At 63.0% G+C, this 24,982-nt stretch carries 24 protein-coding genes; 17 read left to right on the top strand and 7 right to left on the bottom strand.

Features of this window, described 5'->3' with window-relative positions:
• The 4 genes from H0485_RS10480 to H0485_RS10465 are packed head-to-tail and all read left to right on the top strand — an operon-like array spanning window position 1 to window position 3,612.
• Window positions 1-777: an ABC transporter permease gene (locus H0485_RS10480; RefSeq protein ID WP_226935324.1), complete on the top strand. Its 777-nt coding sequence runs from the start codon at window positions 1-3 to the stop codon at window positions 775-777.
• A 20-nt stretch (window positions 778-797) separates the two neighbouring features.
• Entirely contained in the window at window positions 798-1,592 is a 795-nt protein-coding gene (locus tag H0485_RS10475) for an ABC transporter ATP-binding protein (protein ID WP_226935323.1), read from the top strand.
• A 45-nt stretch (window positions 1,593-1,637) separates the two neighbouring features.
• Window positions 1,638-2,690 carry an ABC transporter substrate-binding protein gene (locus H0485_RS10470; protein ID WP_226935322.1) on the top strand — a complete coding sequence of 351 codons (1,053 nt, stop codon included), beginning with the start codon at window positions 1,638-1,640 and terminating at the stop codon, window positions 2,688-2,690.
• Between the two features lie 25 nt (window positions 2,691-2,715).
• Window positions 2,716-3,612: an NAD(P)-binding domain-containing protein gene (locus H0485_RS10465; protein ID WP_226935321.1), complete on the top strand. Its 897-nt coding sequence runs from the start codon at window positions 2,716-2,718 to the stop codon at window positions 3,610-3,612.
• A 265-nt stretch (window positions 3,613-3,877) separates the two neighbouring features.
• On the opposite strand, the gene H0485_RS10460 is transcribed toward H0485_RS10465, so the two are convergent.
• From H0485_RS10460 to hisD, 3 genes are read right to left on the bottom strand one after another with little or no spacing between them, the layout of a single operon-like run.
• On the bottom strand, window positions 3,878-4,855 hold the full coding sequence (locus H0485_RS10460; protein ID WP_226935320.1) for a zinc-dependent alcohol dehydrogenase: 978 nt from the start codon (window positions 4,853-4,855) through the stop codon (window positions 3,878-3,880).
• A complete protein-coding gene (locus H0485_RS10455; protein WP_226935319.1) occupies window positions 4,852-5,604 on the bottom strand; it encodes an SDR family NAD(P)-dependent oxidoreductase in 753 nt (250 codons plus the stop codon). Before H0485_RS10455 ends, H0485_RS10460 begins: the two co-directional genes overlap by 4 nt.
• Complete coding sequence (hisD, locus tag H0485_RS10450; protein ID WP_226935318.1) at window positions 5,597-6,904, bottom strand: histidinol dehydrogenase; 1,308 nt, start codon at window positions 6,902-6,904, stop codon at window positions 5,597-5,599. Before hisD ends, H0485_RS10455 begins: the two co-directional genes overlap by 8 nt.
• Window positions 6,905-7,102: 198 nt before the next feature.
• Here hisD and H0485_RS10445 point away from each other — a divergent pair, with 198 nt between their 5' ends.
• Entirely contained in the window at window positions 7,103-8,122 is a 1,020-nt protein-coding gene (locus H0485_RS10445) for a LacI family DNA-binding transcriptional regulator (RefSeq protein ID WP_226935317.1), read from the top strand.
• A gap of 94 nt (window positions 8,123-8,216) precedes the next feature.
• On the opposite strand, the gene H0485_RS10440 is transcribed toward H0485_RS10445, so the two are convergent.
• Window positions 8,217-9,596, bottom strand: a complete 1,380-nt coding sequence (locus H0485_RS10440; protein ID WP_226935316.1) for an aminotransferase-like domain-containing protein — start codon at window positions 9,594-9,596, stop codon at window positions 8,217-8,219.
• A gap of 205 nt (window positions 9,597-9,801) precedes the next feature.
• On the opposite strand from H0485_RS10440, the gene H0485_RS10435 reads away from it, so the two are divergent.
• The 5 genes from H0485_RS10435 to H0485_RS10415 all read left to right on the top strand — a co-directional run bounded on the left by H0485_RS10435 (window position 9,802) and on the right by H0485_RS10415 (window position 14,883).
• Window positions 9,802-10,926 carry an ABC transporter ATP-binding protein gene (locus tag H0485_RS10435; protein WP_226935315.1) on the top strand — a complete coding sequence of 375 codons (1,125 nt, stop codon included), beginning with the start codon at window positions 9,802-9,804 and terminating at the stop codon, window positions 10,924-10,926.
• 56 nt (window positions 10,927-10,982) lie between these two features.
• Complete coding sequence (locus H0485_RS10430; protein WP_226935314.1) at window positions 10,983-12,032, top strand: ABC transporter substrate-binding protein; 1,050 nt, start codon at window positions 10,983-10,985, stop codon at window positions 12,030-12,032.
• A gap of 95 nt (window positions 12,033-12,127) precedes the next feature.
• Window positions 12,128-13,261, top strand: a complete 1,134-nt coding sequence (locus H0485_RS10425; RefSeq protein WP_226935313.1) for an ABC transporter permease — start codon at window positions 12,128-12,130, stop codon at window positions 13,259-13,261.
• Window positions 13,261-14,064 (top strand): ABC transporter permease, encoded by an 804-nt coding sequence (locus H0485_RS10420; protein WP_226935312.1) that lies wholly within the window; start codon window positions 13,261-13,263, stop codon window positions 14,062-14,064. Before H0485_RS10425 ends, H0485_RS10420 begins: the two co-directional genes overlap by 1 nt.
• A gap of 81 nt (window positions 14,065-14,145) precedes the next feature.
• Entirely contained in the window at window positions 14,146-14,883 is a 738-nt protein-coding gene (locus H0485_RS10415; protein ID WP_226935311.1) for an aspartate/glutamate racemase family protein, read from the top strand.
• Window positions 14,884-14,942: 59 nt separating this feature from the next.
• Here the strand turns inward: H0485_RS10415 and H0485_RS10410 are convergent, their stop codons facing one another.
• Complete coding sequence (locus H0485_RS10410; RefSeq protein WP_226935310.1) at window positions 14,943-15,554, bottom strand: glutathione S-transferase family protein; 612 nt, start codon at window positions 15,552-15,554, stop codon at window positions 14,943-14,945.
• Window positions 15,551-16,300, bottom strand: coding sequence for a GntR family transcriptional regulator (locus H0485_RS10405; protein WP_226935309.1), 750 nt, complete (start codon window positions 16,298-16,300; stop codon window positions 15,551-15,553). Before H0485_RS10405 ends, H0485_RS10410 begins: the two co-directional genes overlap by 4 nt.
• Window positions 16,301-16,418: 118 nt before the next feature.
• Here H0485_RS10405 and H0485_RS10400 point away from each other — a divergent pair, with 118 nt between their 5' ends.
• The 7 genes from H0485_RS10400 (at window position 16,419) to H0485_RS10370 (ending at window position 23,571) form a co-directional block, all read left to right on the top strand.
• A complete protein-coding gene (locus H0485_RS10400; RefSeq protein ID WP_226935308.1) occupies window positions 16,419-17,177 on the top strand; it encodes an SDR family NAD(P)-dependent oxidoreductase in 759 nt (252 codons plus the stop codon).
• 18 nt (window positions 17,178-17,195) lie between these two features.
• Window positions 17,196-17,702 (top strand): TRAP transporter small permease subunit, encoded by a 507-nt coding sequence (locus H0485_RS10395; RefSeq protein ID WP_226935307.1) that lies wholly within the window; start codon window positions 17,196-17,198, stop codon window positions 17,700-17,702.
• Window positions 17,703-17,709: 7 nt separating this feature from the next.
• A complete protein-coding gene (locus H0485_RS10390) occupies window positions 17,710-19,017 on the top strand; it encodes a TRAP transporter large permease (RefSeq protein WP_226935306.1) in 1,308 nt (435 codons plus the stop codon).
• A 133-nt stretch (window positions 19,018-19,150) separates the two neighbouring features.
• On the top strand, window positions 19,151-20,269 hold the full coding sequence (locus H0485_RS10385; protein ID WP_226935305.1) for a C4-dicarboxylate TRAP transporter substrate-binding protein: 1,119 nt from the start codon (window positions 19,151-19,153) through the stop codon (window positions 20,267-20,269).
• A 66-nt stretch (window positions 20,270-20,335) separates the two neighbouring features.
• Window positions 20,336-21,073, top strand: coding sequence for an SDR family NAD(P)-dependent oxidoreductase (locus tag H0485_RS10380; RefSeq protein WP_226935304.1), 738 nt, complete (start codon window positions 20,336-20,338; stop codon window positions 21,071-21,073).
• A gap of 10 nt (window positions 21,074-21,083) precedes the next feature.
• Window positions 21,084-21,866 carry an SDR family NAD(P)-dependent oxidoreductase gene (locus H0485_RS10375; RefSeq protein WP_226935303.1) on the top strand — a complete coding sequence of 261 codons (783 nt, stop codon included), beginning with the start codon at window positions 21,084-21,086 and terminating at the stop codon, window positions 21,864-21,866.
• Window positions 21,853-23,571, top strand: a complete 1,719-nt coding sequence (locus H0485_RS10370) for an FAD-dependent oxidoreductase (RefSeq protein WP_226935302.1) — start codon at window positions 21,853-21,855, stop codon at window positions 23,569-23,571. Before H0485_RS10375 ends, H0485_RS10370 begins: the two co-directional genes overlap by 14 nt.
• A gap of 131 nt (window positions 23,572-23,702) precedes the next feature.
• Here H0485_RS10370 and fahA read toward each other — a convergent pair whose 3' ends face one another.
• Window positions 23,703-24,965, bottom strand: a complete 1,263-nt coding sequence (gene fahA, locus H0485_RS10365) for a fumarylacetoacetase (protein ID WP_226935301.1) — start codon at window positions 24,963-24,965, stop codon at window positions 23,703-23,705.
• Window positions 24,966-24,982: the final 17 nt, after the last annotated feature.

Genomic DNA, 24,982 nt, shown 5'->3' with positions numbered 1-24,982 from the left:
ATGAGCGGACTGGCACTTATTCCCGGTCGCAACGCCGTTCTGGCGCTGATCAGCCTGAGCGCCTTTATGGCGGTCTGGTTTGTGATCCCGGCCAGCGGCCTGGTGTCAGAGCAGTTTCTGCCCGGCCCGGGCGCGGTGTTCAGCCGTGCGCTGCATCTGATCACCGAGCCCTTTGCCGGGGCGACCCTGCCCGGGCATCTTCTCTCCAGCCTCGGGCGTTTTCTGGGCGGCTTCCTGCTCGCGGCGCTGATCGGTGTGCCGCTGGGGCTGATGATGGGCTGGTTCCCGACGGTTGATGCGATTGCCGCGCCGCTCCTGGATGCGCTGCGCTTCATCGCGCCGATCGCCTGGGTGCCTTTCGCGGCGCTGTGGTTCGGCACCGGCATCGGCGGCCCGATCATGATCATCTTCGCCGGGGCTTTCCCGCCCTGTGTGATCAATGCCTGGCAAGGCGCGAAACGGGTCGATATCCGCCTGATTGAAGCGGCCAGAATGCTGGGCACCAGTCATTTTGGCATGATTACCCGGGTGATCATGCCCGCCTCGATCCCTTCGATCATCGCGGGGCTGCGCATTTCAGCCGGGCTGGGCTGGCAGTCGCTGGTCGGCGCCGAGCTGATCGTCGCCTCGACCGGGGTCGGCTTCATGATGGTTCAGGCCCAGGCCAATATCGCCACCCCGACCGTGGTCGCAGGCATGGTCTCGATCGGGATCATCGGCCTCATCATCGACATCCTGCTTCGACGGCTAGAGCGCGCCGTGACGCAAGGCAAGTAAGCGTTCTGCGGGAGGAAGATATGGGATCCATTCGTTTCGAGAATGCCGGTAAGATCTATGGCAGCGGGCCAGGCGCGTTTCAGGCCTTACAGAATGTGACGCTGGATGTGCGCGAGAAGGAATTCGTGGCCATCGTCGGCCCCTCGGGCTGCGGCAAGACCACCTGCCTGCGTATGGTGGCAGGGTTTGAGCCGGTGACTTCGGGCCGGGTCATGGTCAATGGTCAGGATGTGACCGCGCCCGGGCCGGACCGCGCCGTGGTGTTCCAGCAATTCGCGCTGTTTCCCTGGAAGACCGTGGCCGAAAACATCGAATTCGGTCTGCGCAACAAGGGCCTGCCGAAGGGCGAGCGTCAGTCGCTGGTCGAGGGGGCTTTGCAGCTCATGGGGCTGGAAAGCCATGCCAGCGCCTATCCGCATCAGCTTTCCGGCGGGATGCAGCAGCGGGTGGCGATTGCCCGGGCCTATGTGCTCGATCCGGCGGTCTTGCTGATGGATGAGCCTTTCGGCGCGCTGGATGCCCAGACCCGGGTGGTGATGCAGGAAGAGCTGGTGCGTCTGGCCCGGGTTCAGCCGCGCACGGTTCTTTTCATCACCCATGGGGTGGAAGAGGCGGTCTATCTGGCCGACCGGGTTGCGATCATGACCAAACGCCCGGGCCGCATCAAAGAGGTGGTCGATGTCCGCGCCATCCGCGAGGCCGAGAAATGGGATTCACTTGAGCGCATCGAGGATGTGATGGACACCGAATCCTTCATCCATCTGCGCACCCATATCTGGAAATCTCTGCGCGAGGAAAAAGGCGCATCGAAATAATAACCGGGGCCTGCATGGCCCGCGACATCATAACAGGGAAAATGAATGTCTGTGAAATCTACGCTCTCCGCCGCGCTTGGACTTGTGCTGAGCACCGCGCTGTCGGGGACTGCTTTCGCGCAGGAAAAAATCACCATCAGCTACCAGCCTGCGATGTACTGGGCGCTGCCGCTGCATTTCGCCAATGAAAAGGGCTGGTGGTCCGAGGTTGGCCTCGCCCCGGAATTCGTCACCTTCCCGGCGGGGGCACCGCAGATTGCGGCAGGCTCTTCGGGTTCCTGGGATGTGGGGATCACCGGTGCCGTTCCCGCGGTGCTGGGGGCAGCCCGGTTCAATATCTCGACCATCGCGGTGGCCAATGATGAATCGCAAACCAATGCTCTGGTTGTGGCCGGACCCGATGCTGATGCGATCCTGGCCGATCCCGCGCTGATCAAGGGCCAGCAGATCCTGCTGACCACCAATTCCACCGTCGATTTCACCGCCCGTAAATGCCTCGGGAAATTCGGCCTCGCCTTTGATGATGTGCGTTTCGTCAATCTGGGTCAGGCGCAGATCATCACCGCGATGAGCTCGGACAGCGGCTCGCTGGCCGGGGTCTGGGCCCCCAATCTTTACACGCTGGAAGATAAGCTGGGCGCGAAACTGCTGTGCAGCGGTGCCGATAGCGGCGCGGTGGTGCCGAGCTTTGTGATCGCGACCGAGGCCTATGCTGAAGCCTCGCCCGGGCAGATCGGGAAATTCCTTGCGGTCTATCTGCGCGGCTGGTCCTGGGCCAAAGCCAATCCGGAAGAAGCGAAACAGCTGGCGCTGGAATTCTATGCCAGCGGCGGGCTGGAAGTGACCCCGGAATCAATGGACAAGGAATTCGGGCTGCGCCCGGTCTTCCTGCTCGATGAGCAGCTTGAGCTGATGTCGCGCGCGGCCGGGGCGTCGAAAGTCGATGGCTGGGCGGGCGAGATCGGCGCTTTCCTTGCCACGGTCGGCACCATCACCGAGGCCCCCGATGCCGAGGCACATATCACCGACACATATCTTCAGGCGATTGCCGGCGATGAGAAGCTGCGCGCTTTCGCCGTAGAATTCGATCCGAAATAAACCAGTCAGGACTAAGGTTAAGATAATGGCCAGAATTGGGTTTATCGGGCTTGGCCGTATGGGCCATGCTATGTCGCGGCAACTGATCGCGGCCGGGCATGATGTCAGTGTCTATGACATCAATCCGGCGGCGGTGCAGAGCCTCGCGGCACTTGGCGCGGCGGGCGCAGACAGCGCCGCCGCTGCCGCATCGGGCCGCGATTTTGTGGTGACGATGCTGCCGAATGGTCCGGATGTGGAAGAAACACTTTTCGGCGCGCCCGCTGTGGCGGCGGCGATGGGTCAGGACACGCTGTACATTGATATGAGCACCGTCGCCCCCGAGGCGACAGACCGTATCGCGGCGCGGCTGAAAGCCCAGGGCATCCGCATGGTTGACGCGCCGGTCGGCGGCACGTCGGAATTTGCCGAGCGCGGCCAGCTGCTGATCCTTGCCGGGGGAGAGGCGGCAGATGTGGCGGCGGCGATGCCGGTCTTTGACGCGGTGGGGCGTGAGACCATTCATTGCGGCGAAAACGGCGCCGGGACGCGGACGAAGATCGTCAATAACTTCATGTCCACGGCGCTGAATGTGCTGACGGCAGAGACCCTTGCCTTTGCCGAAGCCGCCGGGCTTGACGTGCAGCGCACGGTGAAGGTGCTGGCCGGAACCACCGCCGGGAAGGGCTTTCTGACCGGGGCCTATGCGCGCAAGATCTTTGCCGGGGATATCTCGGCGGAATTTGGCCTCGGGCTGGCGTCGAAAGACCTGACCCTGGCGCTGATCTATGCTGCCAATCTGAATGTGCCGCTTGGCGTTGGTGCGGCGGCCTCGCAGGTCTATCAGATGGCGAAAGCCGAAGGCTTTGGCGGCAATGACTGGTCGGCTGCGCTGGAGACGCTGCGCCGCCGGGCGGCCTTGCCGGAGCAGAGCTTCTCCTGAGCTGATCCATCGCTTAAACCTTGCCTGTGCCGCAGCCGTCTGACGGTTGCGGCACAGCTTTTGGCGCTGCCGCATCCGCCCCTTCCCGGGGGCAGGGCGGTATTCCAGCGCAAAGGGCCCGGCAGGCGTTGCTGCCCGGCCTGGCCAGAGGGTCAACGCCTCTCCCGGGCTGCGGCATAAACCCGGCGTCGCCCGGGCGGGCTGGCGGCACGAAATCCGGTCAGACCGGATCTGCCGAAGCAAAGCCGGTCTGATCAGCGGCCGGTCAGGGCAGCAAGACCAGTTTCGGGGCGGCGATGCGGCCGCTGATGATGTCACTGAAGGCTGCGGCGCCCTCGTGCAGCGCGCGGGTCTCGGCCCAGTTGCAGGGGCCGAGGCTTCCCTCGCTGATCGCTTTGGCGCAATCGGTGAAATCGCGGCTGGTATAGGTATAGGTGCCGATAAAGCTGATTTCCTGCAGGGTCATACGGCGGATGTTCAGCCCCGCCATTGCCTCTCCGAGGCCGATATGCACGATCACCCCGCCCGGACGCACCAGATCCGAGGCGATCAGGCGGGTGGCGGCAAACCCGGCGGCATCGACGACCAGGTCGGGGTTCAGCCCGGCAGGCGCGCTTTCGGTAATGCGGAAATTATCGAGCGTGGAGAGGCGGCTGCGCCGGGTCGGATTCGGCTCGACGATGGTGATATCCCTGGTGCCGAAGGCGCGGGCCGCGAGCGCGGCCCCAAAGCCGATGGCGCCACCGCCAAGGATCAGCGCGCGCTCTGCCGCCCCCTCCAGGGCCCGGCTGGCCAGCCGGATGCCGTGCCAGCCACAGGCCAGCGGCTCGGCCATACAGGCAATGCTGGCTGGCAGGCTGTCAGGGATCGTGACCAGATTGCGTTCGGGCGAGGTGATAAATTCGGCAAAGCCGCCCTCGCGCGGCGGCATCGAGATGATCTGGCGTTCGGGACAGAGATTGTCGCGCCCGGCCAGGCAGGCCGGGCAGTTGCCGCAGGTTGCCAGCGGGTTGACGGTGACGCGCTGACCCTGCATCGCGCCGCTCATCACCGTGCCCGCCACCTCATGGCCGAGGATCAGCGGCGCCGGGCGGCGCTCATCATGGCCGAGCCAGGCGTGTATGTCAGAGCCGCAGATGCCCGAGGCATCGACGCGGATCAGCGCCTCACCCGGGCCGGGGACCGGATCGGGCAGCTCGCGCATCTCGAGCCGGCGTTCGCCGGTATAGACCAGAGCCTTCATTTCGCGGTGAACCCCCCGTCAACCATCAGAATTTGCCCGGTGACGTAGGATGACGCCTCCGAACACAGAAAAAGCAGCGGCCCCTCCAGATCTTCGGGCTCGCCATTGCGGCCGATACAGGTCTGAGCCGCATTTCGGGCCGCCAGCGCCGGATCGGCGAAGACGCGGGCGGTCAGTTCGGTGCGGAAAAAGCCGGGGCCGATCGCATTGGCGGTGATGCCGGAGCCCGACCAGGCCTCGGCCATGGCGCGGGTCAGCTGTGCCACGCCCCCCTTTGACGCGCCGTAGGCAATGCCGGCGGGGAAGGCGCGACAGGATTGCAGCGAGGCAAAATTGACGATCCGCCCCCAGCCCTTTGCCTGCATGCTGGGGACCAGCGCCTGGGCAAGAAAAAACGGCGCCGAGAGGTTCAGCGCCAGGGTCAGATCCCAGGCTTCATCATCCACCTGACCGGCGGGCTGGCGGGTATTCACCCCGGCCGCATTGATCAGGATATCGGGGGCGCCGAAAACCTGTGCCGCCTGATGCGCCAGATAGCTGAGACCGTTGCGGCGCGACAGATCGGCGGCGATGGGGTGGATGGCCTCGCCGCCTTCCCGCGCGAGATCGGCCAGCTCTGCCTCGCGCCGGGCGATGGCGATGACTTTGGCACCGCGCCGGGCCAGGGTCAGCGCGGCCTGACGCCCCAGCCCGCTGCTGGCGCCGGTGACACAGACGACGCGGCCCTCGACCGAGAAGAGATCAGCCATTTGCACTGAGCTCGAAAGCGGTGTCGGGGAAATATTTCTTCAGCCGGATATCGGCGGTCCGGGCATGGCCCTCCATGCCTTCAAGCCGCGAAATCCGCGCGGTCGCCTCGGCAATCGGGCGGGCCCCCTCACGGGTGGCGCGCTGCCAGGTAACCACTTTCATGAATTTATGCACCGACAGCCCGCCGGTATAGCGCGCCGCACCCGAGGTCGGCAGCACATGGTTCGGCCCCGATGCCTTATCGCCGAAGGCCACGGTGGTTTCCTCGCCGAGGAACAGCGAGCCGTAGCATTGCAGCCGGTTCAGCCACCAGTCGAGATCCCCGGCCTGAACCGTCAGATGTTCGGGCGCGTAATCATCGGAGGTGGCGGCCATCTCTTCGCGGCTGGCGCAAAGAATAACCTCGGCATAATCGCGCCAGGCGGCTTCGGCATTCACCCGGTTCACCTCGGGCAGGCCGGAGATCAGCACTGGCACCAGTTCCAGCACCGCACGCGCCAGGGCTTCGCTGTCGGTGACCAGCCAGACCGGCGAATTATAGCCGTGCTCGGCCTGACCGACGAGATCGGTCGCCACCACCATCGGATCGGCTGTCGCATCGGCCAGGATCAGGCTGTCGGTGGGGCCTGCGAACATGTCGATGCCGACGCGTCCAAAGAGGATGCGCTTGGCTTCGGCCACAAACTGATTGCCGGGGCCGACGAGAATATCGGCAGGCGGGCTGTCAAACAGGCCAAAGGCCATGGCGGCAATGCCCTGGACGCCGCCAAGTGACATGATGCGGTCGGCGCCGCAAAGATCGGCGGCGTAGATGATGGCGGGATTGATGCCGAGGCCGGGGCGGGGCGGCGAACAGGCGGTGATATGCTGGCAGCCTGCCACCCGCGCCGTGGTCACGGTCATGATCGCCGAAGCGACATGGCTGTAGCGCCCGCCTGGCACATAGCAGCCGACTGAACGGCAGGGGATGGCCCGCTGGCCGGTGATCAGCCCCGGCACCAGCTCGACCTGGAAATCGCTCAGTGAGCCATGCTGCGCCTCGGCAAAGCGGCGGACATTGTCATGGGCAAAGCGGATATCATCTTGCAGCTTTTGCGGCACCAGGGCCCGGGCGGCATCGATCTCGTCACGGGTCAGGACGATATTGCCCTCATATTTATCCAGTTCCACCGCATATCTGCGCGCCGCCGCATCGCCGCCCGCCTCAATATCGCTCAGCATGCGCTGCACGATTTCGCGCGTCTCGCCAGCATCGGTGCTTGCGGTTTTTGCGGCTTTTTTCAGATAGTTCAGCGCCATGATATCCCCCGGTTGGCATGAGTGGGCCAGGGCCCCGCTGGGCGCATTCCCGCGGAAGCCAGGACCTCTCTTCCTGTTATGCGGTAAAATGTAAGCGCTTTCATTCATGCATTACAAGCCCCGCTGATCGCTGCTGGCCAAAATTCCCGCAGACTGCGAAACTGGGCCCCGGATGGCCGCCAGGCCGGGAGAGACCAGGTGACGGAAAAGACTTCGCATGCGACGGTGGATGATGTGGCGGCGCTGGCCGGGGTTTCCACCGCGACGGTGTCGCGCTGCCTGAACGCGCCCGACAGGGTGACGGCCGCGACGCGCGAAAAGGTCATGACAGCGGTGCGGGCGCTGAATTACACGCCGAATTTCGGGGCAAAAGCCCTGGCCTCAAAGCGGACCGGCATTATCGGCGCCGTAGTGCCGACGCTGGAAAATGCGGTTTTCGCGCATGGGGTGGATGCGTTTGAACGCGCGCTGGCGCCGGGGAAATTCGCGCTGCTGGTGGCCTCATCCGGTTATGAGGCCGGGCGCGAAAAGCGCCAGATTGAGGCTTTGGTTGCGCGTGGTGCTGACGGGCTTTTGCTGGTTGGTTTCGACCGCGATCCTGCGATCTATGACTGGCTGGCGCTGCGTAAAGTGCCTTACGTCCTGGCCTGGTCCAGCGGTGAGTCGCATCCCTATGCCGGTTTCGACAATCTGTCGGGCATGGCCGCCATGGTGGGCATGGTGCTCGAGCTGGGCCATCGCAATATCGCGATGATTTCCGGCATAACCAGCGGCAATGACCGGGCACGGGACCGGCTCGAGGGCGCGCGCAGCGCCATGGCGCAGGCTGGTCTCAGCTTTTGCGGGGTGCGCGAGGTGGCTTACGGGCTGGAGAGTGCGGCCGGGGCCTTTAGCGCGCTGATGGCGGATCGCCGGGTTACGGCGGTGATCTGCGGCAATGATGTGCTGGCAGCCGGGGCTTTGCGCGCGGCGCATGGCATGGGGCTGCGTGTCCCCGAAGATGTCACCATCACCGGATTTGACGATATTGATATTGCCGAAATCACCTGGCCGCAGCTGACCACCGTGCGGGTGCCGCACAGCCGGATGGGCGAAGAGGCGGCGCGGCTGCTCCAGGATCTGATCGCAGGCAGGCCGGGCGAAAGTGTGCTGCTGGCAACCGAGCTGGTGCGGCGCGGCAGCCATGCTGCGGTGGCAGGGGCTGGTATTCTGCCCTGAGAAGAACGCTGCTCAGCCCGCCAGGCGCTGCTTGCGCCGCCCCGCAGAGCCGGAACCATCGTGACGGGCGCGGGCTTTGGCGCAGGCCACCGCCTCAGATCCGGCCTGCCAGTGATCTGGGGCGGTCAACCAGGGTGGCTGCAATGATCCGGCTCGCCTGCAGCAGCGCCTCACGCGAGCTGGCGCCGCCAAAGTTAATCCGGACCGCATGTTCAACCGGCTGACGATCACAGGCGAAGGCATCCGCCGGCATTACCGACACGCCCTGGGCATAAAGGGTTTCGGCAAATTCCTGGGCCCGCCAGGGGGCAGGCAGGCGCAGCCACAGGAACATGCAGCGCGGGTCCGAGACGAGATCGAAGCCGCGCAGCTCGCGGGTGATCAGCTGATGGCGCGCGTGAACTTCGGCCTGCTGCGCCCGCAGGATCGTCGCCGCGGTGCCATCCTCGATCCAGCGCGCCGCAACCAGGGCGGTCAGCGGGGCCGGCATCCAGGCCGTGGTGCGGATGGCCTCGCCCATGATGACGGCGCGGCCGGGCGGACAGCTGAGCCAGCCAATCCTCAGACCCGGCGCCAGCGCCTTGGAAAGGGTCGAGATGTGATAGCTCCGCTCGCCCGCCAGCTGCCAGAAGGCGGGGGGACGATTGTCCTGCAGCGGGCCGTAAACGTCATCCTCGATGATCAGCAGGTCATATTCGCGTGCAATTTCAACAATATCCTGCCGCCGCTGAGCGCTCATCGAGACCACAAGCGGGTTTTGCATCGTCGGCACGACGAACAGCGCCTTGATGCTCTGGCTGGCGCAGAGCTGGCGCAGCTCCTGGGCTGACAGCCCCTCGTGATCGCTGCCGATGCCGATAATCCGGAAGCGGAACATCTGGGCCAGCGCGCGCAGACCGTAATAGGTCAGCCGGTCGGCCACGATCGTATCGCCCGGGTTGATATGGCCGCAGATCACCGCGAGCAGGGCATGCTGCGCGCCGCTGGTCAGCACGATGTCACTCAGCGGCGGTCTGAAGCCGTTCAGAGCAATCCAGTTCTGCCCGGCTTCGCGCGCCCAGAGCGGCCCTTCGGGCAGCTGATATTCCTGGACTTCGGCAAAACGCGGATCGGCAGCAAGGCGGGGCATCTCTGCCTCGAGCTGCCGCAGAAAGGCATCAGAGGCGGGCCGGTTCACGGTAAGATCAATCAGCGCCGCGCCGGAGCCGCCCCGGTCAGCGCGCGGCATTGTGCCATTGCCGGTGACGATGGTGCCCCGCCTTGTGCTGCCGGTGACCAGATCCAGCTTTTGCAGCTCACGATAGGCCCGGGTTACGGTTGAGACATGCACATTGCGCGCCAGGGCCAGCTCGCGCTGCGCCGGCAGCTGGCTGCCGAGCGGCAGATTGCCCTCACGGATCTGCTGCTCAAACTCGCGGGCCAGCCGCAGATAAGCCGGAACATTGTCCTGCTCGTCACCTTCCTTTGTGCGCATATTTCATCCTGAGACTGATTCATCCGACCGCAGATTCACCACTGTCCTGCCATCCGGAGCCCTGAAAGCCACAGCAATCTTGCGACGCGAGATTCTAATAAACAAGTAAATAACTCAATAGTATCAGAAAAATCCCGGATATTGCTTTCGGTCCATTTATCCCGCTTGACAGAGTTATTGTACGCAAGACAATGTCGTCAAAAAAATGAGACATCTTTCAGGGTGTCGCGAGGGGAGAACAGACGTGCAAGACCGCTTCATCGCATTTGAATCCGTCCGGAAGTCTTATGATGGCATCAACTACGTTGTACGCGGTCTGGATCTGGATATTGCCGAGGGAGAATTTCTGACGCTTCTTGGCCCGTCAGGCTCGGGTAAAACCACGACCCTGATGATGCTGGCCGGGTTTGAGACCCCGACCTCGGGCTCGATCCTGCTCGGCGGTCAGCATATTGAAAAGGTTCCGGCCTATGACCGTAACATCGGCATGGTGTTCCAGAACTATGCGCTTTTCCCGCATATGACCGTGGGCGAAAACGTCGCTTTTCCGCTGAAAATGCGCCGGATGAACCGCTCGGAAGTGACGCAGCGGGTGCGCAAAGCCCTTGATATGGTTCGAATGTCGGGCTTCGAGGGCCGAAAACCTGCGCAGCTTTCTGGCGGGCAGCAGCAGCGTATCGCTCTGGCGCGCGCCCTGGTGTTTGAGCCCCGGCTGATCTTGATGGATGAACCGCTCGGCGCGCTGGACAAGCAGCTGCGCGAGCATATGCAGCTGGAGATCAAACATCTGCATGACCGGCTCGGCATCAATATCGTCTATGTCACCCATGACCAGAGCGAAGCGCTGACCATGTCGGACCGGGTGGGTGTCTTCAGCGATGGTATATTGCAGCAGGTTGCGCCGCCCGACCGGCTCTATGAGATGCCGGACAATCTGTTTGTCGCCGGTTTTGTCGGGGAGAATAACACATTCTCCGGCGAGATTGTCGCGCTTGACGGCGAGAGCTGTGTGCTGCGCTGCGCGGATGGTGCGACCATCCGGGCGGGCTGTGGCAAGGGGCTGGTCATGGGCGGCAAAGCGGCGGTGGTGGTGCGCCCCGAGAGGATGCTGCCAGGATCGGCCGGGTCCGGCCTGGAAAACCAGTTCGGGGCCAGGCTCGATGAGGTGATCTATCACGGCGATCACCTGCGTCTGCGCATCAGCCTTCTGGGCAGCGAGGGCATTCAGATCAAGGTTCCGGCCGGAAGCCTGGATGCACCGCTTACGGCGGGCAGCAATGTCAGCATCGGCTGGCGCGCCGATCATTGCCGGGCCCTGCCGCAGGCCTGAGCCCGGGCTTTTTCTACTGACAACCACAAAGACCAACAACAGCAACGGGGAATTGCATGAAATCCTTTCTGACCGCCGCGCTTTCCGCGACGGCGCTGGTGACCAGCGCCGGTCTGGCCCTGGCCGAGGGGCCGCTGACCGTCACCTCCTATGGCGGGGCCTATGCTAAAAGCCAGGAAACGGCGTTTTACAAACCCTTCACCGCCGCGACCGGGGTCGAGATCCTGCAAGATGAATGGGATGGCTCGACCGCGCGGCTGAAGGGCATGGTTGAGACCGGCCAGATCACCTGGGATGTGGTCGATGTCGAGCCGGGCCATGCGCTGCAGGGCTGTGACGAGGGCTGGCTGGAAGAGATCGATTACGACAAAATCGGCGGCCGCGAGGGCTATGTCCCGGGCGCGGCGATGGATTGCGCCGTCGCCACCATCGTTTTCGGCACGATCTTTGCCTATGATGTTGATAAATTCCCCCAGGGTGGTCCGCAGACCATGGTGGATTTCTTCGACACCGCCAAATTCCCTGGCCCGCGCGCGATGCGCAAAGCCCCGAAGACCACGCTTGAGATGGCGCTGATCGGTGACGGCGTCCCGGCGGCCGAAGTCTATGAGGTGCTCTCGACCCCCGAGGGCGTGGACCGCGCTTTCGCCAAGCTCGACACCATCAAAGGCGATGTGAAAGTCTGGTGGAGCGCCGGGGCGCAGCCGCCGCAGCTGCTGGCTGATGGCGAAGTGGCGATGTCGACGGCCTGGAATGGCCGGATCTATGACGCGATCCACAACAGCGGCAAGAATTTCAAAATCGTCTGGGACGGGCAGGGGATGGATTTCAACCTCTGGGCCAAACCGGTGGGCGGCAAGAATTCTGAGCTCGCCGATAGATTCATCGCCTCGACGCTGCAGCCGGCGCCAATGGTTGTCCAGGCGGGCGAGCTGCCGCATGGGCCGACCCTGCTTTCAGCCATTGCCGAAGTTCCGGCTGAGATCCTGGCCGAACTGCCGACCGCCCCGCAGAATATGGAAAACGCCTTTGTGGTGGATGCCGAATTCTGGGCCAACCATGATGAAGAGCTGACCGAACGCTTCAATAAGTGGCTGGCGCAATGATCTCTGCAGGCGGTGGAAAGACCGAAATTGCACAGCAGATGAAGCGGGCCAACCGGCGTGCAGGCCTTCGGGCGCTTGCGCTGGTGGCCCCTCTCATGGCCTTGCTCACGCTGGTCTTTCTGCTGCCGATCGGCATCCTGTTCCTCAGGGCAGTTGACAATGGAAACGCGGCAGAGCTTCTGCCGCGTACCGCCGCCATCCTGGCGGAGTGGGATGGGATCTCGGCTCCGGAGGAGCCTTTCTTCGCGGCCCTGGCCGGGGATCTGCAGCAGGCCCCGAAAGAAAAGGTGGCCGAGCTTGCGAAACAGCTGAACTATACCATCCCGGGCATGCGCTCAAAATTCATCGCCACCGCCCGCCATGCCCGCAGCGCCACCGCGCCCTTTGCCGCCGGCATGATCGAAACCGATCCGGCCTGGGCCACGCCGCGTTATCTGACGGCTTTGCAGCGTGCCATTCCTGCAGTGACCGATTTCTATCTGCTGGCGGCGCTGGATCTCCAGCGCAACGAAAGCGGGGCGATCGGGGCCGTGCCCGAGGCCGAGGCGCTGAACCTTGAGGTGCTGAGCCGCACCTTTACCGTCAGCCTTTCGGTGACGCTGATGTGTCTGCTGCTCGGCTATCCGCTGGCCGCGCTGATGAGCCGGGCCAAAGGCTTTAAGGCCAGCCTGTTGCTGATCCTGGTGCTGCTGCCGTTCTGGACCTCGCTGCTGGTGCGCACCAGTGCCTGGGTGGTGCTGCTGCAGAGCCGGGGTGTGGTCAATACCCTGCTGGCCTGGATGGGCCTGATCGATCCCAATGCCCCGCTTGAGCTGATTTACAACCGCATCGGCGTAGTCATTGCCATGACCCATATCCTGCTGCCCTTCATGATCCTGCCGATCTACAGCGTGATGAAGAGCATTCCGCCGGTCTATACCCGCGCCGCAGCCTCGCTCGGGGCACGCCCCTTCGCCACCTTCTGGCGGGTCTATCTGCCGATGACCATGCCCGGGGTCAGTGCCGGTGCGCTGCTCGTGTTCATCCTCGCGCTTGGCTATTACATCACCCCGGCGCTTGTCGGTGGTCCGAAGGATCAGATGATCAGCTATTTCATCGCCTATTACGCCAATCAGGTCACCAACTGGGGCATGGCGGCGGCGCTGAGTGCGATCCTCGTGGCGGCTGTTCTGCTGCTCTATGTGATTTACAACCGCCTCGTTGGCATCCAGAAACTGAGGGTTGGCTGATGACACAGCGCTATTCTGTCCTGCTCTGGCTGACCGGCGGCCTGGTGGTTCTGTTTCTGATCGCGCCGATCCTGGCGATCATGCCGCTGTCGTTCAATTCCGAGCCCTTCTTCACCTATCCGATGCCAGGCCTGTCGCTGCGCTGGTATGAGGAATTTTTCACCTCAAATGTCTGGCTGATGTCGCTGAAGAACAGCCTGATCGTCGCAGTCTGCGCGACTATCCTCGCGACTTTCCTCGGTACACTGGCGGCGATTGGCCTGGCGCGAAAGGAATGTCCGGTCCGTGGTCTGATCATGGCCATTCTGATCTCGCCGATGATCGTGCCGATCGTGGTCTCGGCGGTTGGCATTTATTATGCCTTTGCTGCGGTGGGGCTGCTGAACAGCCTGACCGGCCTGATCCTGGCCCATACCGCGCTTGGGGCGCCCTTCGTGCTGATCACGGTCAGTGCCTCGCTGGCGGGGTTTGACTATAATCTGATGCGCGCTGCCGCTAATCTCGGTGCCCGCCCGCATACTGCGACCCTGCAGATCATGCTGCCGATGATTGCGCCGGGGGTGTTTTCAGGCGCGCTTTTCGCCTTTGCCACCTCGTTTGATGAGGTGGTGGTGGCCTTGTTCCTGACCGGATCGGAGGAGCGCACCCTGCCCAAGCAGATGTGGAGCGGCGTGCGTGAGCAATTGTCCCCGACGATTGCGGCGGTTGCGACGATGCTGATTCTGCTGTCGACGCTATTGCTGATCGTCATGCTCTGGCTGCAGAACCGGGCCGAGAAGCAAAAGCAGCGCCTTGAAGGCTAGAGGCCCGCGCCCCGGCCTGCCCGCCCCGGCGAGAGCCGGGGCGGTTCCCCTTTACCACTCTTCGCCTTTCAGGGATCTTCCATGCCGATCTATAAAACCCGCCCGAATGCAGAATCCTATGGCCATGATATCGGCATTCTGCTGATCGACTGCCGGACGCCTTTCATCCCTGGCGATGTCGGCAATGCCAGCACCTATGCCTATCCGGTGCTGTTTCGCACCGTGCCCGATGTCACGCTGGAGCGCCTGATCGAGCAGGGCGATCTGACGCTGACCGATAAGGTGATCGAGACCGCCCGGGCGCTTGAGGATGCGGGCGTGACCGCGATCACCAGCGATTGCGGCTATATGATGCATTTCCAGGAGCAGGTCGCGGCGGCGGTGAAGATCCCTGTGATGCTCTCCTCGCTGCTGCAGCTGCCCTTCATCGCCTCGCTGCTGGGGCCGGATCAGGCGGTGGGCATTGTCTGTGCCAATAAGCGGCGCCTGACGCCGGAACTGCTGGAAAAAGCTTATCCGGCGGCGCGGCTGCCGGTGCATGTAACCGGTCTTGAGCATTGCCCGAATTTCCGCGCCCCGATTCTTGATGAGACCGATACGCTCGACAGTGACGCTATTGAGGCCGAAGTCGTCGGCGCGGCGCTCGATCTCTGCGCCGCCCATCCGGCCATCGGTGCGATTTTGCTCGAATGCTCGAACCTGCCGCCCTATGCGGCGGCGGTGCAGAAAGCCACTGGCCGGCCGGTCTTCGATTTTGTGACCATGACCGATTACGTCCGCGCCGCGGGCCGTCGCCGGGCCTATATCGGTAATTACTGAATTTAACGGGTTCTGAGGCTGAGACAGGAGCCCTGTCTCAGCCTGTTTGCTGTCGCGGCTCAGGCCGGGAAGCTGTCCTGCATCGACGGGCGGGCGCTGACTTCGGCGAACCATGCGCTCAGACGCGGATGGGCGCTGCGCCAGTCTTTCTCGGGGAAGCGGAAATCGAGATAGCCGAGCAGGCAGGCGGTGGCGATGGCACCGGCATGGAACTGCTGCGACAGCAGATCAAACCAGCGACCCTCAAGATCGTCGAGGCCGGAATCGACTTTTTCCATCTGGCCGCGCGACCATTCATCCCAGCGTTTGTCTTCCGGGCGCAGGACATTTTCATAGCGGTGCAACAGGCTGGCCTCGAGCACGGAATCGGCCAGAGCCTCCAGCGTCAGCACCTGAAAGCGCCGCGCGTCCTGCGGATAGAGCGTTGCGCCACTCTGGCCCTGGGCATCGACATATTGCGTGATCACCCGGCTGTCGAATACCGGCTCATCATTCTGGGTCAGCAGGCAGGGTACTTTTCCCGTCGAATTATGCTGCACGATATTCGGGTCGCGCCTGATCGGCCAGGCCGCAGAGGCCAGCTTTTCGACCGCCACACCACGCTCGGCAGCAGCAACCATGACCTTGCGCACGAAAGGCGAGGCCGGTGAGAAGAACAGACGGATGGTCATGCAGAGAGGTCCTTTATCCTGCGCCCGGAGGGGCGCTGTTTCTGGGGTTTATCCGCGCTTGGCAGGCGCAGGAAATCTTCGGGATGTGCGTTAAGCTCGGCAGTCAGATGTTCATGGGCAAAGGTGACATGCTCATGCATGATCGCCGCCGCGCGGGTGCCATCCCTGCGGGCAAGCGCATTGGCGATGCGGCGGTGATCATCATGCGAGCGCTGTATCACCCTGAAATCGCGCCAGATAATAATCCGGTCAGAGGCAGCAGGCACATTCTGCAGGCTCTGCACAAAGGTTCTGATCCAGGGATTGCCCGAAAGTTCGATCACCTTTGTATGAAAGGCCACATTCATCCGCCGGTAGGGCTGCAGGTTTTCGGGCAGCAATGTGCCGCTTTCGAGCAGCCGGTCTCCGTCAGCAACCAGGCCCTGCAGCAGAGCAATACTGGTCGGGGTCATATGCTTTGCCGCAAGACTGCAGGCCAGCGCCTCCATGCTGGCACGCACGGCAAAAGCCCCCGCCACATCCGAGAAGGAAAAGGAGCGCACATAAAAGCCCCGGTTGGTCTGGTATGAGACCAGGCCGGTTTGCGCCATCGAGGTGAGGGCTGCGCGCAGCGGCGTGCGCGAGATCCCCAGCATTTCGGCCAGACGATCCTGATGCAGCTTTTCGCCCGGCATCAGCTCACCGCTCAGAATGGCCTCGCGAATCCGCTCGGCGGCAAATTCTGAACTCGTGTGGTTTTCTGGCACGGCTTCCCGCCCTTCTGTCAGAATGTATCCATTATCTGTAAAAGTTGAATTTAAGTTTTGCAATAAGCCCAACAATGTGTTCATTGCTAACGCAACGATGGCGGAGGAGCCTCATATTATGACAGGATTCGTATTGGTCACCGGCGCCGCCGGTGGCATTGGTGCGGCTGTCTGCTACAGGCTGGCTGCTGATGGGTATCGGGTGCTGGCCAGCGATCTGTCGCCTGATGATGCAGAGCGTGTGGTGGCAGGTCTGCCGGGCGAGGGGCATCGCGCGGTGGCGCTGGATGTCGCCAGCGAAGCGCAGGTTTCTGCGCTTTTCGCCGCGACCGAAGCGGAAGGCCTGCAGATCAGCCAGGTTGTTGCCGCTGCCGGCATTCTGATTTTCGCGGCTGATGGCAATCGCCCGCCGATCACCGATATCAGCCTCGCCGAATGGGAAAAGACCCAGAAGATCAATTCGACCGGCACTTTCCTGCTGTTGCGGGAATATCTGCGCGCTGCGGCGCGTCACCCGGTCAGCCAGGGCCGCTTTATCGGCTTTGCCTCGGTTGCGGCGCAGCTGGGCGGCTATCGCTCGAGCTCGGCCTATATTGCCTCGAAAGGCGCGGTTCTGGCGCTGATCAAAGCCGGCGCGCGTGAGGCGGCCGAACATGGCATTACCGTGAATGGTGTTGCCCCGGGGCTGATCGATGCGCCGATGCTGCGCCAGTCGCTGGCCCCTGAAAATGATGCGAAAATTGCCGCCAATATCCCCCTGAACCGTATCGGAACGCCGGAAGATGTGGCAGGCGCGGTGGCCTATCTGCTCAGCGCGGATGCGGGCTATATCACCGGCTCGGTGATCGACGTGAACGGTGGCTACCGCATGCAGTGAGAAGCCGGGGAGGGCTTTATGGTTAAACTTACAGAAAGGCTGACACATCTGCTGGCCTGGATCGCCGGCGGCACCGTGCTGCTGATGATGCTGCATGTTATGGCGGATGTGATCGGTAAATATGTCTTCAACGCCCCGCTGCCCGGTACGGCTGAGGTGGTGGCTGCCTATTACATGATTGGCTGCGTGTTCCTGCCTCTGGCCTGGGTGGAGGCTTCGGGCGGCTCGATCGTGGTTGAGGTCATTTACGAAAAATGCCCGGTCGCGATGCAGGGCCTTATGCTCAAGGCTGCGGATCTGATCTCGGCGATCTATTACGCGATCCTTGGCTGGTTCTCCTGGGGGGTGGCGATGCGCGCCTTCCGCGTCGGAGAGACGGTCGACGGCATCTGGCGCATCACCACCTGGCCCGCGAAATTCATGCTGCCGCTCGGTTTTGCCATCGCGGTGGTGGTGATCCTGCTGCGCCTGTTCTTTGGCGCGCGTGGCCGGGTTCACACCAATTCTCAAGCTCTGGATATCTGAGGCGCCGATGGAACGTTTAGAAATTGGCTTTGCCGGCGTCGCAATGATCCTGGTGCTGATTGGCATCCGCGTGCCGATTGGTGTCGCCATGGGCTCGACTGCTTTCTTTGGCATCTGGGCGATGATGGGCTTTAACCCGGCGGTGGGCATCGCCAAGGCTGTGCCTTTCACCCTGATCGGGGACTGGAATCTCTCGGCGATCCCGATGTTCCTGTTCATGGGCTTTGTCGCGGTCGAGGCGGGGCTGTCGAAAGGCCTGTTTGGTGCGGCGCGGATTTTCCTTGCCCGTATTCCCGGCGGTCTTGCCTCTTCCACGGTATTTGCCTCGGCGCTGTTTGGCGCGGCAAGCGGCTCCAGCGTCGCGACCTCGGCGGCTTTCTCGCGCATTGCAGTGCCGGAAATGCTGAAAGGCAAATATGATCCCGGTCTGGCGACCGGTTCGGTGGCTGCGGCCGGCACGCTGGCCGCGCTGATCCCGCCTTCGGTGCTGATGATCGTTTATTGCCTGCTGGTCGATACCTCGATCAATACTGTCTTTATGGCCGGGGTTGTGCCGGGCATTCTGACGGCGGTGGCCTTCATTGGCATGATCACCATCCGCTGCATGCTGAACCCGAACCTGGCGCCGCGTTATACCGACACCACCAGCCGGGCCGAAAAAATCCGCTTGCTGCGGGATGCCTGGCCGCTGCCGGTGATCACCGCGATTGTCATGGGCGGGATTTTCTCGGGGGCCTTCACCGCCACCGAATCCGGCGCGGTCGGGGCATTCCTTGCCTGTCTGATCGCCTTTATCCGCGGCACGATGAGCTTTGGTCTGCTGAAGCGTTCGCTGATCGATACCGCTGTGGGCACTTCGGCGATTTTCATGATCGTTGTGGGGGCGGCGCTGTTTACCCGCTTTGTGGCGCTGGCGACCATCCCGACCTGGGTGATGACCTTCTTTGACGGCATGAGCCCGACCATGGTCGTTGTTCTGATCTGCCTGATCCTGATCCTCATGGGCACCTTCATGGAAGAAATTTCCATCATGCTGCTGACCATGCCGGTGCTGCTGCCATTGCTGATCTCGCTGAATATCGACCTGACCTGGTTCGGCATTCTGGTGATCAAGGTGATGACCATCGGCCTGATCAGCCCGCCGGTGGGGATGAATGTCTTCGTCATCAAAAGCTCACTCGGCGACAAAGTGACGATCAATCAGATCTTCGGCGGCGTCTCCTGGTTCATCGCCATCGAATTCGTGATGCTTGCGGTGCTGATCGCCTGGCCGCAGATCACGCTCTGGCTGCCCAATCTGATGCTGGCGGGCTGATCTGATAGCCCGTCAGAGCTGAAACTGTGCTGCGGGCCTGAGGGCCCGCGGTGCGCAAAAGTGCCGGCGGGGCCTGAGGAGGACCGCCATTGGATCTGCAAAGCCCGAAGGGCTTTGAACGGGAGAGAGAAAGATGAAAAAATATCTGACCAGCTGCGCGCTGCTGGCCGTTATGGCCTCTGCTGCCCAGGCCGATACCTATCAGGCCACCAACTGGATGGCGCCTTCGCATATCCTGAATTCGGTCGCCTATGAGCCCTATCTCAAAGAGATCGACAGCGTGACCGAAGGCCGGGTGAGCTTTGAGCTTTATTCCTCCGGCGCGCTGGTGCCGGCGCCGACCACGCTGCAGGCGCTTGGCGATGGTGTGGCCCAGCTGGGGATTGTTGCCGCTTCCTATACGCCTTCGGAACTGCCGCTGTCGGGTCTGATCAATGACCTCGCTTTCCTCGCGCGCGATGATTTCGCCGCCGCTTTCGCTTTGACCGAGATCGGTCTGACCAATCCCGATATGCTGGCGGAATACAGCAAGCATGGCACGGTCTTCCTCGGAGGCTATTCGACCCCGGTCTATAACCTGTTTTGCATGAAAGAGCTGGGCGGGCCGGAAAGCCTGAAGGGGCTGAAAATCCGCACCGCCGGAACCGCCCAGAATGAATGGATCGCCTTCCTTCAGGCGGTGCCGGTCGCAGTGCCGATGACCGATGTCTATACCGGGCTGGAACGCGGCTCGCTCGACTGCACATTGTCTGATCCGACCAATCTCGAATTTGGCTATAAATTCAAAGAGATCGTCAAGGTGATCAATACCCTGCCCCAGGGAACCTCGCTGGGCGCGACCTATGTGCTGAACAAAGATTTCTGGGCCGGGCTGGAGCTTGCGGATCGCCGTGCGATCCTTGATGCCACTGCGCTTGGACTCGCCCGCGCCCAGGTTGCCTATCAGCAGGGGGTCGAGACCGGCTTTGCCGCTGCTGCCGGGCTGGGGGTGAAAACCCAGGAAGCAGATCCGGCGCTGCTGGCAAAACTCGAGGAATTCCAGTCGGGTATGCTCGGCGAGCTGGCCGGGCGCACCATGGAAGCGCGCGGCATCGCCGATCCCTCGCCGCTGATTGAGGAATATCTGCGTCTCTCGGCAAAATGGACCGCGCTTCTGGAAGGCGTTGACCGCAATGATGCCGAAGCGGTTGGCAAAATCCTGCATGACGAAGTTTTCGCAAAGCTCGACGCTGAGAGCTTTGGCCTGAACTGAGCCTGCCCCCCGCAGCCTGTCGGGGCTGCGGGGATTTCTTTTCTCTGAAAGTTACGGGTGCCACATATGGCCAGTCAAACGCTCCCCTCCGCAATCGTCACCGGCGCCGGTTCGGGTATCGGCCGGGCAATCGCACAGCGCCTTGGCGCTGATGGTTATGCGGTCATCGTCGCCGATCTCTCAGCCGCGGGTGCTGCCGAGACCGTGCGCCTGCTGGCAGAGGCCGGGCATCAGGCCCGGGCCGTGGTGCTCGATATTACCGATGCGGCGGCAACCCAGGCCCTGATCGACGGCGCTGAAAATCTGCGCGTGCTGGTCAATAACGCCGGCATTTTCAACACCCGCGATTTCGACAGCCTGACCGCCGAAGATTTCCGTAAAATGTACGAGGTCAATCTGGTGGCGATGTTCACCCTGTGCCAGCAGGCGGCGCGGGTGCTGCCCGAGGGCGGGCGCATCGTCAACCTGGTCTCGCGCGCTGCCTTTGGCGCGCGCAATTACGCGCATTACGTCGCCTCGAAAGCCGGGGTGGCGGGCTTTACCAAGGCGCTGGCGCTGGAGCTGGCGGCAAAGCAGATCACGGTGAATGGCGTCGCCCCCGGGGTGATCATGACCGATATGCTGCTTGAGCGCGCCGAAGGTCTGGAGGGCCTGCGTCTGCAGCAGCCGGGCGGCAAGCTCGGCACCCCTGAGCATATCGCCCATGCGGTTGCGTTCTTTGTCGATCCGCGCGCCGATTACGTCACCGGGCAGATCCTGATCGTCGATGGCGGCCGCTCTGTCGGCGGCACCGCTGCATTCTGAGGGCGCTGATATGAGCTATGCAAGACTGGATGGCCGCACCGCGATCGTGTCGGGGGCGGGGCAGGGGATTGGTCTGGCCATTGCCGGCGCGCTGCGCGAGGCGGGGGCGCATGTGGTGGCGCTTGACCGCGAGGCCGAAGGGATCGACGCCTTTGCCGCCGGGGGCAATGCCACGGCGCTGACCGGCGATATCACCGATGCCACTTTGCCCGAACGGATCGCGGCCCGGCTCGGGGCGCTTGGCCGGGACGTCGATATTTTGTGCAATAATGCCGGGGTGGCGCGTGGCTCGCATGCGCTTGGCACTTCGGATGAGGATCTGGCGCGGTTCCTCGACATCAATGTGATGGGACATTTTCGTCTGTCCCGCTGGGCCGTGGCGCGGATGATGCCGCGGGGGGGCGGCGCGATTGTGAACACCGCCTCGATCTTTGGCATGATCGGAGCGCAGAATTCCTGCGGCTATTCGATTTCCAAATCTGCCGTGGTCGGCATGACCCGGCAGATGGCCACCGATTTCGGGCCGAATGGCATCCGCGTCAATGCGGTCGCCCCCGGGCTGATCGAGACGCCGCTGACCGCTGAGCGGATCCGCAGTGAAGCCTGGCGCCGGCAGGTGATGATTGACGGCGCCCCGCTGCGCCGCGTCGGCAGCGCGCAGGAAGTGGCAAAGGCAGTGCGCTTCCTTGCCTCGGATGAGGCCTCGTTCATCACCGGCGAAATTCTTGCGGTTGACGGGGGCTGGGCGGTTGGCCGCTTCCCGAGAGAGAGTGCGATTGATGCGCCGGTCTGAGAAACCCGAACTGCCCGAGAGCTGTGATCTGCTGGTGGTTGGCTCCGGCGCGGCCGGAATGGCCGCCGCCCTCTCGGCGGCGCATCACGGGCTGAAACCGGTGATCATCGAGAAATCCGATTATTTCGGCGGCTCGACCGCCGTTTCCGGCGGCGCGATCTGGGTGCCTTGTAACCCTTTGGCAGAAGCCGCCGGGATGAAAGACGATCCTGCCGCCGCCCGGCGTTATATCCAGGGCGAGACCGGCAATCTGTTCAATGCCGAACTGGTGGATGCTTTCCTTGCGCGCGGGCCGGAGGCAATCGGCTTTTTCCATGAGAAGACTGCGCTGCAGATGGCGCATCGACCGGTTTCCCCCGATTACCATCCCGAGGCGGATGGCGCGACCGAGGGCGGCAGGGCGCTGGATGCTTTCGACTTTGACGGCAGAAAGCTCGGCGATGAATTATACCGGCTGCGTCCGCCCTATAAGGATTTCACCATCCTTGGCGGCATGCCGCTCGGGCGGCCCGATATTTTCCATTTCCTGCGCCTGACGCGCTCGGCGAAATCGGCGCTCTATGCCACGAAACGGGTTATGCGCTATTTCCTCGACCGTCTGACGGCAGGGCGCAACACCAGGCTGGTGATGGGGGCGGCGGTTGCCGGTCGCCTGGCGCATAGTGTTTTTGCGCAGAATATTCCGCTTTGCACCGGGCATGAGCTGCTGGCGCTGATCCGTGACCCGCAGGGCAGGGTCTGCGGCGCGAAGGTCAAGGGGCCGAAAGGCGTCCGGACCGTCACCGCCCGGCGCGGCGTCGTGCTGGCGGCAGGGGGCTTTGCCCATGATCAGGCGCGGCGCAACGCGGTGTTTGACCATGTCCGCCGTGGCCTGCCGCATTACTCGATGTCCCCGGTCGCGGGCACCGGCGGGGCGATTGCCGCCGCCGAGGCGGTGGGGGCGGCTTTCGTCGACAGTAATCCCAATGGCGGTTTCTGGACCCCGGTCTCGCTGCTGCCCAATGAGGACGGGACGCGGCGCCCCTTCCCGCATCTGTTCCTTGACCGCGCCAAACCCGGCGTCATTGCGGTCGGGCATGATGGCAGACGCTTTGTCAATGAGGCCTCAAGCTATCATGATTTCGTCCAGGGCCTGATCGCAAAGCTGCTGGACGAGGGGCAGAAATCGGCCTGGCTGATCGCGGATCACCGGGCGGTCCGGCGCTATGGTCTGGGGGCGGCCCATGCCTTTCCGGCCAGTATCAGGCCGCATCTGAAAAGTGGCTATCTGAAGCGCGCGGACAGCCTGGCAGGGCTTGCGAAGCTTTGCGGCATCGCGCCTGACGCCTTTGAAGCCACGGTTGCGGGCTTTAACGCGGCGGCGGCGCGGGGCGAGGATCCGGCCTTTAACAAGGGCGCGACCACCTATCAGCGCTATCTCGGCGATATGGAGCACCGGCCCAATGCCTGTCTGCGGCCGCTGCAGGGGCCGTTCTATGCGATTGAGATCTTTGCCGGGGATATCGGCACCTCTATGGGGCTGGCGATCACCGCTAGGGGCGAGGTCAAAGATCGCGAGGGGGCGGTGATTGACGGGCTCTATGCCTGTGGCAATGACATTAACTCAATTATGTCAGGCTCTTATCCCGGGCCAGGCATCACCCTGGGCCCGGCGCTGACCTTTGGCTATATCATTGGCCAGCAAGCGGCAAACCAAGCTGGCTGACAGGATGAACCGCCCGGAGCGTCACTGTTCCGGGCGGTTCTGCTCTGGCTGTTCTCACGGGCGATATTCCGGCAGGGCGCAAAAAAGGGGCGTGGTTTTACCACGCCCCTTTTTCATTGCTCTGGCCCGGATCAGCGGGCGTAGGGATCAGCGAGGGCGGGCAGAACCTTGCCGCTGCAGTCGCCAAAGCCGATGCGATAGCCCTCGCCCCGCGCCGCGCCGCGCAGCACAAGCGTGTCATGATCGGCGATGAAGCTGCGGCTCTCGCCGCCTGCGAGGGTCAGCGGCTCTTTCCCGCCCCAGCTCATTTCCAGCAGACTGCCCCGGCTTTCCTTCACCGGACCGGAGATCGTGCCCGAGCCGAGCAGATCGCCGGTCGACATGGCACAGCCCGAGCTGGTGTGATGCGCCAGCTGCTGGGCCGCCGAATAATACATCTCGGCATAATTGGTGCGGCAGATGATGGTTTCCTCAGCCCCTTCGGGCTGCAGGCCAACCTCCAGCGCGATATCATAGAGCATGGGTTTTGGCTCTGCGAGATGCGGCAGAAGCGGTTTCTGGCGGGCGGGTGTCGGGATGCGGAACGGCTCCAGCGCCGCGCGGGTCACGATCCAGGGCGAAATCGTCGTTGCGGTGGCCTTGGCCTGGAAGGGGCCGAGCGGCTGATATTCCCAGGCCTGAATGTCGCGCGCCGACCAGTCATTGAGCAGGACATAGCCGAAGATCATCTCATCGGCTTCGGCGACAGTCACCGGTTTGCCGCTCACCGAGGGCGTGCCGACAATCGCGCCCATCTCCAGCTCGATATCAAACCGCTGCGAGGGGGCAAAGCGCGGGGCCTCATCATTCGGGCCTTTCAGCTGACCCCAGGGCCGCAGCACATCGGTGCCTGAGACCACCACCGAGGAGGCGCGGCCATTATAGCCGATCGGAATATGCAGCCAGTTCGGCGGCAGGGCATTCTCGGCGCCGCGGAACATGGTGCCGACGTTCACCGCATGGTGATAACCCGCATAGAAATCGGTATATTCCGCCACCCGGAACGGCAGATAGAGCGTGACCCCGGCACGCGGGCTGAGATGGGGGGCGACGGCTGCCTCAAAGGCAGAACCCTCGGCCAGCAGCGCGATCAGGCGCTTGCGCAGCTGATCCCAGAGGGCTGGCCCGGCTGCCATCACCGGGTTCCAGAACGGCTGGTCCAGCAGCGGCCCCCCGGTCAGAACGATCAGCCCATCGGCCTCAGCTGCGCTGACATCGAGCACATAATCCCCGATCGCCACGCCCAGACGCGGCGCTGCCCCTGCCGGGGCAAATACGCCATAAGGCAGGTTGTTGAGCGGGAAATCTCCAGCTGGCTGATTGGCGCTTTCCACCCAGGACCGGATCAGGGTCATCGGTCATTCCTTCCTAA

The organism is Pseudogemmobacter faecipullorum (assembly GCF_020539525.1).
Classification (GTDB): Bacteria; Pseudomonadota; Alphaproteobacteria; order Rhodobacterales; family Rhodobacteraceae; genus Pseudogemmobacter; species Pseudogemmobacter faecipullorum.
Note: the sequence above shows the minus strand (reverse complement) of the source record. Positions and strands in the feature narration are given on the sequence as shown.

Coding starts and splice junctions, on each gene's coding strand:
- H0485_RS10455 (WP_226935319.1), bottom strand. CDS start 5,604: ATGGCTGATCTCTTCTCGGTCGAGGGCCGCGTCGTCTGTGTCACCGGC.
- H0485_RS10475 (WP_226935323.1), top strand. CDS start 798: ATGGGATCCATTCGTTTCGAGAATGCCGGTAAGATCTATGGCAGCGGG.
- H0485_RS10465 (WP_226935321.1), top strand. CDS start 2,716: ATGGCCAGAATTGGGTTTATCGGGCTTGGCCGTATGGGCCATGCTATG.
- H0485_RS10470 (WP_226935322.1), top strand. CDS start 1,638: ATGTCTGTGAAATCTACGCTCTCCGCCGCGCTTGGACTTGTGCTGAGC.
- H0485_RS10395 (WP_226935307.1), top strand. CDS start 17,196: ATGGTTAAACTTACAGAAAGGCTGACACATCTGCTGGCCTGGATCGCC.
- H0485_RS10390 (WP_226935306.1), top strand. CDS start 17,710: ATGGAACGTTTAGAAATTGGCTTTGCCGGCGTCGCAATGATCCTGGTG.
- H0485_RS10400 (WP_226935308.1), top strand. CDS start 16,419: ATGACAGGATTCGTATTGGTCACCGGCGCCGCCGGTGGCATTGGTGCG.
- H0485_RS10440 (WP_226935316.1), bottom strand. CDS start 9,596: ATGCGCACAAAGGAAGGTGACGAGCAGGACAATGTTCCGGCTTATCTG.
- H0485_RS10410 (WP_226935310.1), bottom strand. CDS start 15,554: ATGACCATCCGTCTGTTCTTCTCACCGGCCTCGCCTTTCGTGCGCAAG.
- H0485_RS10430 (WP_226935314.1), top strand. CDS start 10,983: ATGAAATCCTTTCTGACCGCCGCGCTTTCCGCGACGGCGCTGGTGACC.
- H0485_RS10460 (WP_226935320.1), bottom strand. CDS start 4,855: ATGAAGGCTCTGGTCTATACCGGCGAACGCCGGCTCGAGATGCGCGAG.
- H0485_RS10415 (WP_226935311.1), top strand. CDS start 14,146: ATGCCGATCTATAAAACCCGCCCGAATGCAGAATCCTATGGCCATGAT.
- hisD (WP_226935318.1), bottom strand. CDS start 6,904: ATGGCGCTGAACTATCTGAAAAAAGCCGCAAAAACCGCAAGCACCGAT.
- H0485_RS10480 (WP_226935324.1), top strand. CDS start 1: ATGAGCGGACTGGCACTTATTCCCGGTCGCAACGCCGTTCTGGCGCTG.
- H0485_RS10425 (WP_226935313.1), top strand. CDS start 12,128: ATGGCCTTGCTCACGCTGGTCTTTCTGCTGCCGATCGGCATCCTGTTC.
- H0485_RS10435 (WP_226935315.1), top strand. CDS start 9,802: ATGAGACATCTTTCAGGGTGTCGCGAGGGGAGAACAGACGTGCAAGAC.
- H0485_RS10375 (WP_226935303.1), top strand. CDS start 21,084: ATGAGCTATGCAAGACTGGATGGCCGCACCGCGATCGTGTCGGGGGCG.
- H0485_RS10420 (WP_226935312.1), top strand. CDS start 13,261: ATGACACAGCGCTATTCTGTCCTGCTCTGGCTGACCGGCGGCCTGGTG.
- H0485_RS10380 (WP_226935304.1), top strand. CDS start 20,336: ATGGCCAGTCAAACGCTCCCCTCCGCAATCGTCACCGGCGCCGGTTCG.
- H0485_RS10370 (WP_226935302.1), top strand. CDS start 21,853: ATGCGCCGGTCTGAGAAACCCGAACTGCCCGAGAGCTGTGATCTGCTG.
- H0485_RS10385 (WP_226935305.1), top strand. CDS start 19,151: ATGAAAAAATATCTGACCAGCTGCGCGCTGCTGGCCGTTATGGCCTCT.
- fahA (WP_226935301.1), bottom strand. CDS start 24,965: ATGACCCTGATCCGGTCCTGGGTGGAAAGCGCCAATCAGCCAGCTGGA.